Origin of the sequence: Streptomyces sp. NPDC051776 (assembly GCF_040681345.1) — a bacterium.
Lineage (GTDB): Bacteria > Actinomycetota > Actinomycetes > Streptomycetales > Streptomycetaceae > Streptomyces.
Genome location: NZ_JBFAYQ010000005.1, coordinates 41,769 through 58,347 on the forward strand (window position 1 = coordinate 41,769; position 16,579 = coordinate 58,347).

Annotated in this window: 12 protein-coding genes and 1 pseudogene; 7 read left to right on the top strand and 6 right to left on the bottom strand. The window is 72.4% G+C overall.

Annotated elements, in window-relative coordinates:
* Positions 1-28 precede the first annotated feature (28 nt).
* Both AB0M26_RS06305 and AB0M26_RS06310 read right to left on the bottom strand, forming a co-directional pair.
* Entirely contained in the window at positions 29-304 is a 276-nt protein-coding gene (locus tag AB0M26_RS06305) for a hypothetical protein (RefSeq protein WP_365255353.1), read from the bottom strand.
* A 188-nt stretch (positions 305-492) separates the two neighbouring features.
* Entirely contained in the window at positions 493-1,401 is a 909-nt protein-coding gene (locus tag AB0M26_RS06310) for a hypothetical protein (RefSeq protein ID WP_365255356.1), read from the bottom strand.
* Positions 1,402-1,931: 530 nt separating this feature from the next.
* Between AB0M26_RS06310 and AB0M26_RS06315 the strand changes: the two genes are divergently transcribed.
* Both AB0M26_RS06315 and AB0M26_RS06320 read left to right on the top strand, forming a co-directional pair.
* Positions 1,932-2,555 (top strand): transglycosylase family protein, encoded by a 624-nt coding sequence (locus tag AB0M26_RS06315; RefSeq protein ID WP_365255358.1) that lies wholly within the window; start codon positions 1,932-1,934, stop codon positions 2,553-2,555.
* Positions 2,556-2,742: 187 nt separating this feature from the next.
* A complete protein-coding gene (locus AB0M26_RS06320; protein ID WP_365255361.1) occupies positions 2,743-3,624 on the top strand; it encodes a transglycosylase family protein in 882 nt (293 codons plus the stop codon).
* Positions 3,625-3,707: 83 nt separating this feature from the next.
* On the opposite strand, the gene AB0M26_RS06325 is transcribed toward AB0M26_RS06320, so the two are convergent.
* The 3 genes and pseudogenes from AB0M26_RS06325 to AB0M26_RS06335 form a co-directional block, all read right to left on the bottom strand.
* Positions 3,708-4,433: an ATP-binding cassette domain-containing protein gene (locus AB0M26_RS06325; protein WP_365255364.1), complete on the bottom strand. Its 726-nt coding sequence runs from the start codon at positions 4,431-4,433 to the stop codon at positions 3,708-3,710.
* Complete coding sequence (locus AB0M26_RS06330; protein WP_365255367.1) at positions 4,430-7,666, bottom strand: ATP-binding cassette domain-containing protein; 3,237 nt, start codon at positions 7,664-7,666, stop codon at positions 4,430-4,432. Before AB0M26_RS06330 ends, AB0M26_RS06325 begins: the two co-directional genes overlap by 4 nt.
* Before the next feature lie 272 nt (positions 7,667-7,938).
* Positions 7,939-8,433 (bottom strand): annotated as a pseudogene (locus AB0M26_RS06335) (hypothetical protein); the annotation flags it as partial.
* A 266-nt stretch (positions 8,434-8,699) separates the two neighbouring features.
* On the opposite strand from AB0M26_RS06335, the gene AB0M26_RS06340 reads away from it, so the two are divergent.
* The 5 genes from AB0M26_RS06340 to AB0M26_RS06360 all read left to right on the top strand — a co-directional run bounded on the left by AB0M26_RS06340 (position 8,700) and on the right by AB0M26_RS06360 (position 14,327).
* Positions 8,700-9,227, top strand: a complete 528-nt coding sequence (locus AB0M26_RS06340) for a hypothetical protein (RefSeq protein WP_365255370.1) — start codon at positions 8,700-8,702, stop codon at positions 9,225-9,227.
* A gap of 115 nt (positions 9,228-9,342) precedes the next feature.
* Positions 9,343-10,629 carry an ABC transporter substrate-binding protein gene (locus AB0M26_RS06345; RefSeq protein ID WP_365255373.1) on the top strand — a complete coding sequence of 429 codons (1,287 nt, stop codon included), beginning with the start codon at positions 9,343-9,345 and terminating at the stop codon, positions 10,627-10,629.
* Positions 10,630-10,805: 176 nt separating this feature from the next.
* A complete protein-coding gene (locus tag AB0M26_RS06350) occupies positions 10,806-12,077 on the top strand; it encodes a glycosyltransferase family 4 protein (protein WP_365255376.1) in 1,272 nt (423 codons plus the stop codon).
* 170 nt (positions 12,078-12,247) lie between these two features.
* Positions 12,248-13,201 (top strand): hypothetical protein, encoded by a 954-nt coding sequence (locus tag AB0M26_RS06355; RefSeq protein WP_365255379.1) that lies wholly within the window; start codon positions 12,248-12,250, stop codon positions 13,199-13,201.
* A 148-nt stretch (positions 13,202-13,349) separates the two neighbouring features.
* The gene (locus tag AB0M26_RS06360; RefSeq protein ID WP_365255382.1) at positions 13,350-14,327 is read left to right on the top strand and encodes a YafY family protein; all 978 of its coding nucleotides are present in this window, start codon (positions 13,350-13,352) and stop codon (positions 14,325-14,327) included.
* Positions 14,328-14,391: 64 nt separating this feature from the next.
* Here AB0M26_RS06360 and ctaD read toward each other — a convergent pair whose 3' ends face one another.
* Entirely contained in the window at positions 14,392-16,083 is a 1,692-nt protein-coding gene (ctaD, locus tag AB0M26_RS06365) for a cytochrome c oxidase subunit I (protein WP_365255385.1), read from the bottom strand.
* Between the last annotated feature and the right edge of the window lie 496 nt (positions 16,084-16,579).

Consider the following 16,579-nt stretch of genomic DNA (forward strand, 5'->3'; position numbering starts at 1 on the left):
GTCACAACGCGCGGGTCGCCGGGCGACGTCAGTGCCCGTGCTTACGGTTGTCGCGCTGCGCGGGAGGCAGCGCGGGCGGACCCGCGCGGTGCTGCCCCCGCGCGCCCGAGTCCCAGCCTTCGGCACGTTCCCACGAGCCGCGGGGCTCGCGGTTGCCGAAGGGCTTGAACCCGAGGTCCTCCTCGCCCGACCGGTCACCGGGCAGCGCCTTGAAGGAGCGGCGGTACTCGGCGTACAGCGAGTCGTAGATGGGCGTGGCCGACTGGGGGCCGCTCGCCGGGCGCGCGTCCAGAGGATGACGCATCCCGGGGATGTGGCTCTGGTAGGGAATTCGGGCAGGGGGGTCATATGCGTGCACATAGGTGCCAACGACCTCCGGGCCGCTCGGATGCGGCCGCGTCCCGAAACCCCCTGATCGGCGCGGAGTGAAGGGAACGGCTGACCGGATGGAACGGTGCCGGCCGTTCGCCTGTCCGTCGGCGGGGGGCCGGTTCATGTGCCCGCCAGGGGCATGATGGCGGCCACCAGCTCTCCGCGGGCCGCGGCCTTGTCCAGAGCGTCGCGCAGCAGGTCCTCGCGCGGCTGCTGGCCAATGGCCCCCGCGGGGGCGGCGAACACCAGGACCTTGGAGGACCGGTTCACGGCCGTACGCCAGTTCTCGCTCACCAGCATCGGCTGGTGCGCCTGCCACCACGAGACCGGCTGGCCGCCGCCGGTGCCCGGCATCAGGATGGCGTGGAGCTGACCCATGGCCAGCAGGACGGACCAGCCGGGGAGTTGGGCGGGCACGTTCTCCACGTCGTGCACCGGCATGAAGCCCTGTTCGAGGAGGAGCGGCAGGAACTCGTCGCCGGGGCCGTCCGTGCCCGGCCGTGCGATCGGCCCCGTCGGCTCGACCACCAGCGCCGGGAAGAGCTGGCCGCTCACCAGAACGAGCCCGCTGGTCACGCCGATGACTGCCTGCCGCGGTTCGAGGTGGAAGTCCACGTCCTGGTGCGGCTCCAGGTGGAAGTCCTCGTCGTGGAGCGGCGCCGGACCGTAGTCGTCCGCCCCGTGCGGGCCCGGCGCCAGGCCGTCCGGGCCCTGCGGCGTATGCACCGGCTGCGGCTCGGGGGCGGTGCCGTTGTCGCCGGTGATGCTGCGGACGGCGCCCTGGAGCTGTTCCTCGGAGACCGAGACGACCTGGGACGGAATGCAGCTCGCGTGGGCGAAGGCGAGGACCGCCGTCTCCTCCCCGACGAACAGCACGGTGCTGGTGCGCTCCTGTGCGGTGTCGCCGGGGGTGCGGCAGGAGGTGCAGTCGTAGCTGCCCGGGGCGTTCTCGCCCGCGATCAGCCGGTCGGCTTCGTCGTCACCGATCTCGGCACGTACGTCATCGCTGACGTCGAGCATGCGCGGCACTGGAGGGCTCCTCGAACTCGGGGATGGGCGCCGGTCAAGAGAACCCGGCTCATAAGAGGACAACGGGTGATCTGTGGGCGGAGTCACGCGCGCACGCCCGCGGAATCGGCGCATCGGGCGCGGAGCGTGAGGGTGCGGCCGGAATGCGTCACTCCCCGTCAATTCCTGGGGGCGGGTTGACGGTTGGCTCAAGTGAGGTGAACCACACGACGTGATGTGATGTGGTGGAAATGGCGGGATTTCACACGACGTGGTGGGTGTCCAAGAATCACGGATACCCGGGGTAACGCGCAACTGGCCTGGAGCGACGAGGAGTTGTTTGATTCCCGACGAGGCCGCTGCCTAGATTCTCCCGCCGTGTGCACCGAGCACCGCCCGGGAACGCCCGCCACCCGCGCCCCGCGCCACCGGCGCGACAGCACCACCGCAACACCTCCCCCTCGGCGGGCGGGACGGAACGGCACGCCGACGCCGGACGCGTACGGCGGCTGCTCCGCCCAGGGGCCCCCGGGTCCGTGGAGAGGGAATACATGTCCAAACGTCGTCGTGAGACAGCAGCGCTCGCCGGGGCCGTTCTGATCGCCGCCCCGCTGGCACTGCTCGCCGCCGCCGGCCCGGCCGGCGCGGCGGACACCGGAGTCTGGGACCGCATCGCCAAGTGCGAGAGCGGCGGTGACTGGCACATCAACACCGGCAACGGCTACTACGGCGGCCTCCAGTTCGCCGCGACCACCTGGCGCGCGTACGGCGGCACGTCCTACGCCCCGACGGCCGACAAGGCCGGCCGCTCCCAGCAGATCGCCGTCGCCACCAAGGTCCAGGCCGCCCAGGGCTGGGGCGCCTGGCCCGTATGCGGCGCCCGCGCCGGAGCATCCGGCGACGCACCCGCCACGCCCGCGGCCTCCGCGCCCCGGTCCGAGATCGCGGCCGTGAAGCCCACCAAGCGGTCGCTGCCGAGCCAGGCCCCTGCCCGTACGGACGGGCACACGGACCGCAGCCAGGGCCGCGCCGACTGCACCGTCGCGCGCGGCGACACCCTGGGCTCCATCGCGGAGGCGAACGGCACCACCTGGCGGGCCGTCTACGCGGCCAACCGCGACGTGATCGGTGACGACCCGGACCTCATCCTGCCCGGACAGCGGCTCGACCTCTGATCCCGGTCGCTGCATCCCGCCACACCACGCCCCACCCGGTCCCGACGGACGCGTCCCGGGACGACCGAGCCGTACAGCGGACTGTCTCATCGTCGGCTTGTCCGATCGTCCGACCGGGTGGGGCTCGGCGCACACGAGGGCGCGGCTCCCGGGAAGACGCCCAAGGGTCTGCTTAGCGTCTGGCGGCATGTCCCATGTTCTGATCGGCAGGTCAATGGTTCTCGCCCTCGCAGCGCTGATGGCCATGGCGCCGGGAGCGTCGGAGGCCGCGCCCGCGGCCCCCGCCGCGGACAAGTCACCCGGCGGGGCGGGCAGGAACGGCAAGAACGGTACGGGCGGCACGTTCGCCCCCGGCGGGAAGTACGCCGGCGACGCAGGCCGGACCAAGAGCGTCACGGGCTTTCTCGCCGTCGGCAGCGGCAAGAGCGCCGAGATCCGCAGGAGCGGCAAGGACAACGACCGGAAAACCGGCGGCTCGGGCGGTACGGCGGTCTGGGACCGGCTCGCCCAGTGCGAGAGCAGCGGGCGTTGGCACATCAACAGCGGCAACGGCTACTTCGGCGGACTGCAGATCATGCATCGCACCTGGGTGGAGCACGGCGGCCTCGCCTTCGCCGCACGGGCCGACCTCGCCACCAAACGGGAACAGATCGCGGTCGCCCGGTCCGTCCAGGCCAAGCAGGGCTGGAACGCCTGGCCGGTCTGCGCCAGGCGCGCCGGGGCCGCCTCCGCCGCCCGCCCTGCCGCGCAGGCGGATTCCGCTCGGGCGGCATCGGGGCGGATCCACGTCGTACGGTCCGGCGAGACGCTCTCGTCGATCGCCGAGCGCTACAGCGTCCCCGGAGGCTGGCGGGTACTCCACCGGGCCAACGCCGGGGCGATCGGCCCCGACCCGAACCGGCTCGTCCCGGGCACAAGGCTGCGCGTGCCCCCGGCGCGGCAAGCCGCGCGCCGCACAACCCGGCCCGCGGTCATGTCGCGAACCGCCGCCCGGCCCGCGGTTCGCCCGGCAGCACAGCTCGCGGCGGCCGTCGCGCCGGCCGGGTCGGCGTCCCGGGCCCGGTCATGAGGCGTCCTCCGGGCCCGGAGCGATGCCGTCGTTCCGGGCCGCCCCCGGCGCCGGGCGTGCTGCCGGGTCCGGAGGTTTCGCCGTCAGCCCCGCTGTTCGTCCGGCCGATCGTCCCGCGGGTCCGGGACCGCAGGGGCCGATGACTCCTCCGGGATCTCCCAGGGCTCGCCGCTGAGCACCACGGCACCGCGCCGCAGGACGTACACCACGCTCGCCTCGGCGCGAAGGGCCGGTGGCAGGGCCTGTTCCGCCACCAGGACCGTCCGCCCGCCCGCGGCAGCCTCGCCCAGCAGGGCGTAGGTACGGGCCGCAGTCTCCGGCGACATGCCCTGGGACGGCTCGTCGAGCAGCAGCAGGCGGGCGGGCGACAGCAGCGCCCTCGCCACGGCGAGCATGCGCTGCTCGCCGCCGGAGAGCGTGGCTGCCCGGCGATCGAGGAGGGGGCTCAGCGCGGGGTAGACGCCCGCCACGGCCGGTCCGGGGTCCCTGCCCTGACGGATCGCCAGTGCCAGGTTCTCGGTGACGGTGAGGGACGCGAACACGGCTCGCTGATCCGGTACGAACGCGAGGCCGCGGCGCGCCCGCGCGTACGCCGGCAGCCGGGTCACGTCCGCGCCGCCCCAGTCCACCCGGCCTTCCGCCAGCGGGACCGTACCGGCCAGCGCACGCAGAACGGTCGTACGGCCCGCGCCGTTGCGGCCGGCGAGCACGGTGAGACGGGCGGCGGGCACCGCGAGATCCACGCCGTGAAGGGCCTCCAGCGGTGCGTATCGGACGCGGGCGCCGCGCAGTGCGATCTCCACGCTCATGGCGCGGTCTCCGCGAGCACCCGCCCGGCGGGCCCGGTGGCCACGATCCGTCCGGCCGCCATCGCGTAGACGGTGTCGGCGAGACCACCCACCAGATCGAGGTCGTGCTCGACGATCAGCAGAGCCATGCCGTCGGCCGCGAGCGCCCGCAGCGCGCGGGCCAGCGCGGCGACCTCGGTCGCGTCGAGCCCGGCAGCCGGCTCGTCGAGCAGCAGGGTCGTGGGGCCGCCCGCGAGGGCGCGTGCCAGCTCCACGCGGCGCAGCGTACCTGTGGACAGCCCGGCGGCGGGGGCGTCGCGCACCGGCCCGTCGAGGCCGAGCAGACGCAGGATCCGCCCGACGGCGGCGGGGTCGCGAACCCGGCCCTGCTCGGCGCCGATGCGGACGTTCTCCGCAACCGTGAGCGAGGGGAACACGGCGAGCTGCTGGAACGTACGGGCGATGCCGAGGCGGGTACGGGCGTGGGCGGGGCGCCTGGTGATGTCCCGGCCGTCCAGGACGACCCGTCCGGACCTGGGCCGGAGTGTGCCGGCCAGACAGTGGAACAGGGTGCTCTTTCCCGCCCCGTTGGGGCCGATGAGCGCGGTGACCGTGCCCGGGGAGACGGCGATGTCCACGCCGTCGAGCACGGCGAATCCACCGTACGTCACCCGGATTCCGCGCGCCGTCAGCCGCCCGCGGGGACGCGGAGCCTGCCCGTGAAGTCCGGGGACGGGACGGGCTCCCGTGCCGTGACCGGCGGTGGCCGGACCGCCGGTGCCGGGACCACGAGACCTGGCACCACGAGTTTCATCACCACGAGTTTCGTCACCACGAGTTCCGCCACGAGTACCGGAACGAGTCCCGTCACCGGCGGAACGGTCGCCGCTCTCGCTGCGCCGGGCGGCGGGCCTGCGGGGGAGGCGTGGTCGCCACGGGGGTTCGGGACCCGGGTCCGAGCCCGGACCTGCCGGGTCCGAACCGGGGCCTGCCGGGTCCGAACCGGGGCCTGCCGGGTCCGAACCGGGACTGTCCGGGCCTGAACCGGGACTGTCCGGGCCTGAACCGGGATCGCCCGGGCCTGAACCGGGATCGCCCGGGCCTGAACCGGGATCGCCCGGGCCTGAACCGGGATCGCCCGGGCCTGAACCGGGTTCGCCGGGGCCCGGTGGCCCGGGGCTGCCCGAGCCGGGCCCTCCCGTACAGGATCCCGGATCTCCCCGGCCCGACCCCGGATCTCCCGCACCCCGACCGGCACTTCCCGTATCCGAGCCGCGGTTGTCCGCGCCCGGAGGGGAGACTGCGCGGCCGGAATCGGCGGCAGCCGCCCGAGAAGGGGCAGGCGCAGCGGTCGGCGCCCCGGCCGCGGCCAGGCGTGTGGCGACCCGTACGCCCAGTGGCGTCAGGGCGGGCGTTCCGCGGAGCGGGAAGAGGCGGGCCGCCGCCGAGCGGAGCGCGCCGGTCACGCCGTCGGGGAAGTGGCCCACCAGCACGGCGAGGAGACCGATCAGCGCCGCGGCGACCCCGCCCCGCGCCCCCGCGTCGAGCCCCACCAGCAGCGCGGCCGCGAGCATCGCGCCGAGCAGGCTGTCCGCGCCGAGCACCACCACCGCCGCGAACCAGAGCAGGCTGCGCACCGGGTCGAACGCACCAGGGTCGAAGGCCCGTGCGCCCATGCCCAGCAGGCCGCCGCCGAGTGCCGCCAGCGCCGCACCGGCCGCGAAGGCCGCGATCTTCAGCTGCGGCACCTGCACCCCGGCGGCCGCGGCACCCGGCTCGTGGTCCCGCATCGCGGCCAGCGCACGGCCCGCCCGGCCGCGCCGCAGAACGGCCACGGCCGCCAACGCCCCTGCGAGCACGACGACTTCGAGGAGATAGAACGCCCGGTCGCCGTCGAAGCCCGCGGGTCTGCCGAGAGTCAGACCGGATGTCGCGTACGGCTGGACGAAGACGAAGCGGCTGACCGCCACCCCGACGGCCAGCGTCACCAGCGCCAGCGCCAGCCCGTGTCTGCGGATCGCGGGCCCGCCCGTGAGCAGACCGAGCGGGGCGACGAGCACAACGGCCACGCCCAGGGCGAGGAGTTCGGGCAGCGCGGGCAAGCCGGGGAAGCGGCCGGCCGCGAGCAGGGCGGTGAAGAGCGCGCCCAGCCCGGCGTACGCGGCCTGGCCCAGGGAGATCTGCCCGCCCATGCCGGTCACCACGACCAGCGACAGCAGGACGACGGCCAGGGCGGGCACCTCCGCCGCGGCGTACAGGTCCCGGCCCGCCAGGCCGAGGGGGAGGAGGAACAGTACACCGCAGACGAGCCAGGCGGTCCCCGGGTGGCGCCCGCGCCTGCGCCGTCCCAGTGGAAGGGCCGACTCCGTACCGGCGGTCAGCCCGCGTACGGCGCCGACCGCCGGCAGCGCGAGGGCCGCGATCAGCAGGGCGATGACGAAGAGGTTCGCGCCCATCGCCTGCACCAGCGGCTCCGCCCAGCCGCGGGGATGGAGCCGGGTCATCTGGCTCTGCGCCACGCCGATCGCCAGCGCCACCAGCACCGCCACGGGCAGGCTGCGCATAGCGGCGGCGACCGCGACGGCCATGGCCTCCATCACCAGCAGCGGCAGACCGTACGGGTCGAGGCGGACGTACGGGGCCAGCAGCACGCCGGTGAGCCCGGCCGTGAACGCGCCGAAGGCCCAGCCCGCCGCCGCCACCCGGTCGGCGTCGACGCCGCCGAGTACGGCGAGCCGCCGGTTGTCTACCACGGCCCTCAGCTCGCGGCCGAACGGCGTCCAGCGCGTCACCGCGCCCACCCCGGCCGCGAGGACGACGGCTGTGCCGAGCTGCACCCACGGGTCCTCCGGCAGCAGGGCGGGGGCGTCCGCCTGTGCGCCCGGACCCCACACGAGCGTGGCGCCGCCGATGAGGAGCACGAAGACGCCGAGGGAGGCGACGAGTGTCCGGGCCGGTCCGGCACCGCTCAGATCGCGGGAACGGGAGAGCGGGCGGAAGACGACGGCGTCGAGCAGGAGGCCGATGCCGGGCGCGACGATCAGCAGGCTGACGGCGGCGGCCGCCGCGAGCGGCCAGCCCCAGGCGACGGCGAACTGCCACATCACGTAGGCCGTGACCATCGCGACCGCGCCCTGGGCGAGGTTGAGCACGCCGGTGGCCCGGTACGTGACGATCAGCCCGATGCCGGTGAGCGCGGCGGCGCTGCCCACGGCGACGCCGGCGAGGGTGAGTTCGTAGGTGAGCGAGCCCACGGTCAGGTCTCCGGTGGGGGCCGGCCGCCGGGCCGCGGGGCGCCGCCGCGCTCGTCCGGGCCCTGCTCCGTCGCCTCATCGGCCCCGTCGCCATTGCCGTGTCCGGCTTCGGTGTCGTGTGCGGCTGCGGTGTCGTGTCCGGGGGCTTCGGTGTCGTGTGCGGCTGCGGTGTCGTGTCCGGGGGCTTCGGTGTCGTGTGCGGCTGCGGTGTCGTGTCCGGGGGCTTCGGTGCCTTCCCCGTCGGCGTCGCCGGGGGACGTCTCGCCGAGGTCCGGCTCGCAGACCGGGCACGGGCCCAGGCCACGTCGCGTCCGGTCCCGATCGCTTACGGGGGTGGCCTCCGCCTTACCCGCGACCAGCGGGCAGTCGGGCCGGTGCAGCAGCGTTCCGCCCGGGAGCGCCACGAGCGGAGGTTCCCGGTCCCCCGGCCCGCCCCCGGTTTCCGTGACGAGGCCCCCAGGCCCCCGGCCCGGCTCATCCGGCCGCGGTGTGTGGGGCCCTTCCTCTCCGCCCGCCGCGCCCTCCGCCCTTTCTCCGGCCACGTCCCCGGAGCCGCCCTCGTAGGTCACCAGCAGCCGGTGCAGTTCCTCCACGCGTTCCGCGGCGATGTCCCGCTCGCCGCGGGCGAGCAGCACCGCTCCCGCGACGATCAGCGCGGCGCCGGGCACGGTGCAGGAGGCCAGGTAGGGGATCTGCCGCTCGGCGAAACGCTCGCCCGAAACGCCGTACCAGCCGACGAGGCAGAGGACGGCTCCGGCCGCGAGCACAGGCCAGCCCGCCCAGTGCGGGGCCCTCGCCCAGAAGCGCCAGTGCGTCGCCCTCGCCCACGAGCGCTGTCGTGCCGTCCGCATGCGGCCCCCTCGGGGTTCCATCGATCGGGGCTCCCTCAATCGGTCTGCGGAGGCGCCGTACCGCGACATTCGCCATGCCGGATGTGTCTATTTATCACCCGATAGGTTGCGCTATGCCCCTCGGAGTCACACCCTGAAAGCATCGATCAGTACGGGCCCGACTACATCTGGTGGTGGTCCAGATGGTCATTGGCGGACATGCGCGGATGGCGGCGTGGGCTGCGGCCGGGATCCTGTTCGCCGGGGTGGCCGCCACGGGCTGCGGTGACGGCGGCGGGGGAAACGAGGAGCCGTCCCCGACACAGACCCAGAGCGAGACGCGTGAGCAGAGCCCGACGGGCAACCGGCCCGCCGATCCGGCGGCAGCGGAGAAGGAGATCCGCCAGAACTGGCAGACCTTCTTCAGCGCGGACACGCCACTCGACGAGAAGACCAAGTTCCTCGAGAACGGCGGCCAGCTGCAGCCGCTCCTCCAGGCCTTCAGCGGTGACGCCCGCGCCCGGCAGGTCGGGGCGGAGGTCGAGAAGGTGACCTTCACCTCCCCGACCGGAGCCGATGTCACGTACACCCTCACGCTCCAGGGCGCGACCGCACTGCCCGATGCCCGCGGTTCGGCCGTCGAGCAGGACAGCGTGTGGAAGGTCTCCGTGAAGACCCTCTGCGGTCTGGTGCAGATGAGCGGCAGTGACGTCCAGGCGCCGGGTTGCTGAGGAGGATCGGTCGGCGGCGCATCGGCGGAACACGTCGGCGGCCCGGGGAGGGGCACGCTCGCACGCGCGAGCCCGGGCGGCGGTCTGTACTGCGGGATTCCTGGCAGCGCTGCTCATGGCGACGGCGGCCTGCGGCAGCCGCCTGCCGGAGAGCGAGTTCGGGCACCGGCCGCCGGGCGGGAGCGGTACGTCCTCGCCCGGTACGGGCACCGCCCACGGGCCGCCCGTCAAGGTCGGCATCATCACCAGCGCCACCAGCGCCGTCGGCGGCGCCGTGTTCACCGGTCCCCGCGACGGAGCCCGCGCCTACTTCGACGTGCTCAACGCCTCGGGCGGGATCAACGGCCGCCCCGTCCAGGTGCTCACCTGTGACGACGGCGGAAGCGGCATCGGCAACAACGAGTGCGTGCACCGACTCGTCGACGAGGAGAAGGTGTTCGCCCTGGTCGCCACCACAGCCCTGGACTACGCGGGGGCGCCCCGGGTCAGCGCGGAGGGTGTCCCCGACATCGGCGGCCAGCCCATCGGCCCCGCCTACGACACTTATCCGCACCTCTACAGCATCTACGGCAGCCAGGCCCCGCGGCGTGGGGGCAAGCCCGGCTGGGACGGCCGGCTCTACGGCGGCACCCAGGTCTACCGCTGGTTCAAGCGTGAGCAGGGCGCCGGGACCGCGGCCGTCGTCTCGTACAACCAGGCGTCCTCCGCGGCGTACGCCCGGCTCATCACCCGCGGGCTGAGGGCCGAGGGCTACAAGGTCGTGAACGAGGAGGTCGACTTCGCGCTGCCCAACTTCCAGGCCGTCGCCGCCGACCTCCGGTCGCAGGGCGCCGACCTGGTCTTCGATGCCATGGACACCCACGGCAACGCCCGACTCTGCCAGGCCATGGATGCCGTCGGCGCCAAAGTCACGGCGAAGGTGACGAACGTTCAGAACTGGTCCGATTCGGTCGCCGAGGACTACAAGGACTCGCCGGCCTGCCGCAATGCCCTGTGGGTGACCGGCTCCAGCCGCAACTACGACGACACCGGCAACCCTGCCGTCCGGGCGTTTCGGCAGGGTATGCGAGGGCACGCGGGCGGGGACCGGTTGTCCCAGTGGGAGTTGGAGGGGTGGGCCGCCGCGATGTGGTTCACGGATGCCGCGAAGTCCTGCGGCGACCGGCTCACGCGCGCATGCGTCGAACGGTTCATGGGACGCGGCAAGCCCTACACCGCGGACGGCCTGTTGCTCCCCGCGAGCTTCACGCCGACGGACACGCCGCCCAGGACGCGGCGCAACTGCCTCTCCGTAGCTCGTTGGAGTGATGGAGCGCAGGAAGGGAAAGGCGGCTGGGTCACCCAAGGCGGTGACATGACCCGGAACTGCTTCACGGTTCCGCAGCTCCCGTACAGCCCGTGATGTAGCAGTGGAGACGATGAAAACTCGGCTGGGGTTCCACAAAACGGCTCTCGAATCCGTATCTCTTATGGAACAAGACGGTGATAGAGACCAACCCTGTCCATTGCGGACCGGTCTAACCCTTCGGTAGGCGGACGAGCCGGGCTGTCCGCAGGAAACATGAGATACGGGGACGGATGCACATCTCATTCCTCATCCACAACGCGTACGGGATCGGTGGAACGATCCGTACGACGTACAACCTTGCCCGCACCCTTGCCGAGCAGCACGACGTGGAGATCGTCTCGGTCTTCCGTCACCGCGACGAGCCGGTGTTCGACACCGGCCCGAAGGTGCGGCTCAGCCACCTCGTCGACATCCGCAAGGACAGCCCAGGGTACGAAGGGGACGCTCCCCAACACCAGCGTCCCGCCCGGGTCTTCCCCAAGGCCGAAGGCCGCTACGAGCAGTACAGCGAGCTCACCGACCAGCGGATCGCCCAGCACCTGAGAACCCTCGACGCCGATGTCCTCGTCGGAACCCGCCCCGGGCTCAATGTGCACATCGCCCGGCAGGCGCGCAGCGGCCCCGTGCGGGTGGGACAGGAGCATCTGACGCTCGACAGCCACTCGGCCGAGCTGCGCAGGGAGCTGCGCGGTCTCTACCCGCGGCTCGACGCCGTCACCACCGTCACCGAGGCGGACGCCGGCGCGTACCGCGGCAAGCTCCGGCTGCCCGGCGTACGCGTCGAGGCCGTCCCCAACAGCGTCCCCAAGCCAGTGGTCGAGCCCACCGACGGCACCGGCAAGTGGGTCGTGGCCGCGGGGCGCCTGGCCAAGGTGAAGCGCTACGACGTCCTCATCAAGGCTTTCGCCGCCGTCGTGGAGCAGCGGCCCGACTGGCGGCTGCGGATCTACGGCGGCGGCGCCGAGAAGGACAAGCTGCGCCGGCTGATCGACCAACTCGGCCTCTACAACCACGTGTTCCTGATGGGCCCCGCCAACCCCATCGAGGCGGAGTGGGCCAAGGGCTCCATCGCCGCGGTCACCTCCAGCCTGGAGTCGTTCGGCATGACGATCGTCGAGGCCATGCGCTGCGGCCTGCCCGTGGTCTCCACCGACTGCCCCCACGGCCCCGGCGAGATCATCGAGAACGGGGTGGACGGGCTGCTGGTGCCCCCGCGCAAGCCGGACGCCGTCGCCGGCGCCCTCCTCGACCTCATCAACGACGATGCCCTGCGGCGCCGCATGGGGCGGGCGGCCCTCGAGAGGTCCGCCCGCTACGACCCCTCCCGGGTCGCAGGCCGCTACGAATCCCTGTTCTCCGACCTCGTCGAGCAGGCGGGCCGCGGCAGCGCCCGTGCCCGGCTGCGCAGTTCGCTGCACCGTACGCGCGGTGCGCTGCTCGGCGGTGCCTACGCGTTCCGGGACGCCGGACGCACCGTGCTGCGCAAGGGGCGGCCCGCATGACCACTTCCGCCGGCCTCCCGACAGGGACCGGATGCGGCGCCGGGACGGGGCGCGCTTCCGGGAACGGGCGTACTTCCGGGAACGGGTGCGCGTCCGGGGCGGAGCCCATCACCGAGACGGCACCGGACACCCGGACGTCCCCGACCACAGAGATGCTCCGGACCACAGAGATGCTCCAGACCCCCGTGACGTTCGAGACCGGAACAGCCGAGGAGACCCCTGACGTGTCCGCCCCGCCGCGACGCTCCGACTGCATTGCGGACTCCGCCGGAGGGCTCACCTTCGACCTCGTGGACTGCGGCACCTCCGGTGGCGCCGACGGCAGTTGGGACGCGGCGCTCGTGCTGCGCGGGCGGGGCGCGAACTCCACGGCGGACGAGGTCCGCCTCCCGCTCGTCCCGGCCGGCGACGGCCGGCTGCGCGCGGTGCTGCCGAGCACGGTGGCGCTGCCCGAAGGGCGCTGGGACGCCTTCGCCGCGGTGGGCGCACGCGCCTCCGCGGCGACGGTGGGCGAGGCGGACCGGCTGCTCCCCGGCATCCTCGACCTCCGCTCCCTCGTCGACCGGCGGCCCGACACCGACCGCCCCTCGGTCGCCGTCCGCATCCCCTACGCCACCAAGCACGGCAACCTCTCCATCCGGAGCTGGCTGCGGACGCCGCACGCCGAGGCTGGCGAGATCCGGCTTGCCGACGGGGTGATGACGGTCCAGGGTCGGCTGTACGGAGTGCCGGCCGGGGCCGGTGCCACGGCCGAGGCGTGCTCCCGCCGCGATCCTTCCCTGGTCCGCACCGTCCCCGCGTCCGTCGAGGACACGGTCCGCGACGGCGCCACCGGCCGTGTCTTCGCCTTCGCGCTCGCCTTCAAGGAGCTGGCCGAGGAATGGCGGGGCGGCCGCGAGCCATGGGACCTGTGGCTGCGTCCCTCGCCGGACGCGAAGCCGGTGCGGATCGCCCGCATCCTCGACGACGTGCCGGACAAGAAGCACATCTTCACCTACCCCGCGCAGCCGCTGACCTGCTCCGAGCATGGACCTGCCGAGGCGGGCCCGTACTACACGGCGGACAACGACCTTGCCGTCCGGGTCGCTCCCGCGGGCGAGAGCGAGGTCGCCGAGGCGGACTAGGGGCCGTGTTCAAATGGCGTCGTCGTCCCGAAGGGCGGACGACGCGGGACTTTGAAGACGGGCCTGGATGCCGCGGCGCCATCGCGCTGTTCACGTGGAGGGGGACCGCGGACGGTCTCTGTCCTCGATCATGTGGACACTGAGAAGCATGTTGGAGACCTCGGCACGACTGCTCCGTCTGCTCTCCTTGCTGCAGACGCACCGCGAATGGTCCGGCGCGGACCTGGCGGACCGGCTGTCGGTCACGACCAGAACCGTCCGCCGCGATGTGGACCGGCTGCGCGAGCTGGGTTACCCCGTGCATGCCAGTCCCGGAACGGGCGGCGGCTACCAGCTCGGTGCGGGTGCCGAACTGCCGCCGCTCCTCCTGGACGACGAGGAGGCCGTGGCGGTGGCGGTCGGCCTGCGGACCGTGGCGGGCGGCGGGATCGAGGGCATCGAGGAGACGTCCCTGCAAGCCCTGGCCAAGCTGGAGCAGGTGCTGCCGTCCCGCCTCCGCCGCCGCGTCGAGGCTCTGAACTCGTACACCGTGCCGATGCTCGGCGGCCACCGCGGCCCGAGGGTCGACGCCGGGACGCTGACCGAGCTGGTGCACGCCTGCCGGGACCGCGAGCGGGTGCGCTTCGAGTACCGCGACCACGCGGGTACGCCGAGTCGGAGGATCGTCGAGCCGCACCGGCTGGTCTTCAGCGAACGCCGCTGGTATCTCGTCGCCTGGGACGTGGAGCGGGAGGACTGGCGTACGTTCCGGGCCGACCGCATCGTCCCGAAGCCCCCGCACGGGCCCCGCTTCGAGCCGCGCCGACCGCCTGCCGAGGATCTTGCGCGGTACGTCTCGAGCGGGGTGTCCACCGCGGCGTACGCGGCCCGGGCCGTCGTCCTGCTGCACGCATCGGCCGAGGTGGCGGCGCAGCGGATCAGCCCGGCGGACGGGGTACTGGAGCCGGTCGACGAGCACACCTGTCTGCTGCGCACCGGAGCTCACTCGCTCGAGGTCCTGGTGATCCACATCGTGCTCATGGGGTTCGACTTCGAGGTCCGCGAACCGGCCGAGCTGGGCGACCACATCTGGGCGATCGCCGAGCGCCTGGGGCGTGCCCTGGACGCAGGGACTCCGTCCCGCTGACCGGCATCCTCCACGGTCCGCTCGTGCCTCCCCGAGTCGGTCACGCCGCCGCCCCGCGGCCGCGTCATTCCTCCAGTTCGCTCGCCTTGCGCTCCCGCAGCGGCATCTCCGGTTCGAGAGCCGACACCTCCGGGTGGTGCAGATCGAACGCCGGTGATTCGGACCGGATGCGGGGCAGGGTCACGAAGTTGTGCCGCGGCGGGGGACAGGCGGTCGCCCACTCCAGCGAACGGCCGTAGCCCCACGGGTCGTCGACCTCGACTCTGGCGCCGTGCGCGGCGGTCCTCCAGACGTTGTAGAGGAAGGGCAGCGTCGACAGGCCGAGGACGAACGACCCGATCGTCGAAACGGTGTTGAGCGCGGTGAAGCCGTCGGCCGCGAGGTAGTCGGCGTACCGACGCGGCATACCCTCGGCGCCGAGCCAGTGCTGGACGAGAAAAGTGGTCTGGAAGCCGAGGAACAGTGTCCAGAAGTGGATCTTCCCGAGCCGTTCGTCGAGTCGCTTGCCCGTGAACTTCGGCCACCAGAAGTAGAAGCCGGCGAAGGTCGCGAAGACCACCGTGCCGAAGACGGTGTAGTGGAAGTGGCCGACGACGAAGTAGGTGTCGGTGACATGGAAGTCCAGCGGCGGTGAGGCCAGGAGCACTCCGGTGAGCCCGCCGAAGAGGAAGGTCACCAGGAAGCCCGTCGCCCACAGCATCGGTGTCTCGAAGGACAGCGAGCCGCGCAGCATCGTGCCCGTCCAGTTGAAGAACTTCACGCCCGTCGGCACGGCGATCAGGAACGACAGCAGGGAGAAGAACGGCAGCAGCACGGCGCCGGTCGCGAACATGTGGTGGGCCCAGACGACCATCGACAACGCCGTGATGGCCATGGTCGCGCCGATCAGTGTGAGGTAGCCGAAGATCGGCTTACGGGAGAACACCGGCAGGATCTCGGTGATGATCCCGAAGAAGGGCAGGGCGATGATGTAGACCTCGGGGTGCCCGAAGAACCAGAAGAGGTGTTGCCACAGCAGCGCGCCGCCGTTCTGCGGCTGGAAGACGAGGGCGCCGAAGCGCCGGTCGGCCTCCAGGCACAGCAGCGCGGCCGCCAGCACCGGGAACGCCATGAGCACCATGATCGAGGTGAACAGGGTGTTCCAGGTGAAGATGGGCATCCGGAACATCGTCATCCCGGGTGCGCGCATCGCGATGATGGTGGTCAGGAAGTTCACCGCGCCGAGGATCGTTCCGAATCCGGCCAGCGCGAGCCCCATGATCCACAGGTCGGCACCGATACCCGGGGTCCGCTCCAGGCTGTTGAGCGGCGCGTAGGCCGTCCACCCGAAGTCCGGGGCGCCGTCCGGCACCACCAGTGCGCCCAGCACCATGAGCCCGCCGAAGAGGAACAGCCAGTACGAGAACATGTTCAGCCGGGGAAAGGCCACATCGGGCGAGCCGATCTGGAGCGGCATGATCTCGTTGGCGAAGCCCGCGAAGGTCGGCGTCGCGAAGAGCAGCAGCATGATGGTGCCGTGCAGGGTGAATGCCTGGTTGAACTGCTCGCTGGACATCACCTGGAGGCCGGGGTGGGCGAGTTCGGCCCGCATCATCATCGCCATCACGCCCGCGGCCAGGAAGAAGAGGAACGATGTGATCAGGTAGAGGTGGCCGATCTTCTTGTGGTCGGTGGTGGTCAGCCAGTCGACGACGACGTGCCCCGGCTTCCTCACCGGTGCGGGTCCGGCGCTCGCCTCGGCGGTCCGGCTGCTCATCAACGCCCCCTCGTGCTCTCGCCGTAGGCTTCGCCGTACGGATTGCCGGGCTGGTTCTCCATCGCACGTTATGCCGCGTATGTCGGCATCGGTGGGCAGCGCGCCGCAGCATGCGCGGAGCGTGCGGCCCGGCGGGTACCCGGGTGCGGAGGCGTGACGCACGGGTCCGCGGAGAGGGGGAGGCCGTGCCGGGGATTTCTGATTTGTCTTTGCCGGCGAGGGCGTGCCGCGCTTCCCGGCGCGGTGTTCCCGAACCGGTCGAAAACGCCGTCGCCGGCAGCTGCCGAATTTGCTTGGCCGGTCCGCGTGTTCAGTATTTCCGAATGAATGAGCCGTGCCGCGCGACCGATAATGCGCGGAAATTCTCCGGGTGTTCTCCAGGGTCCAGGAATGCCCGTACGAGTGACGGCCGACAGGTGACGCCGGACGGGCCCGCTTGTGACAGAGCCGTGACGAGACCTGGATCGCACGGTGCTCCCGGGTGTGGCTTCCGTCC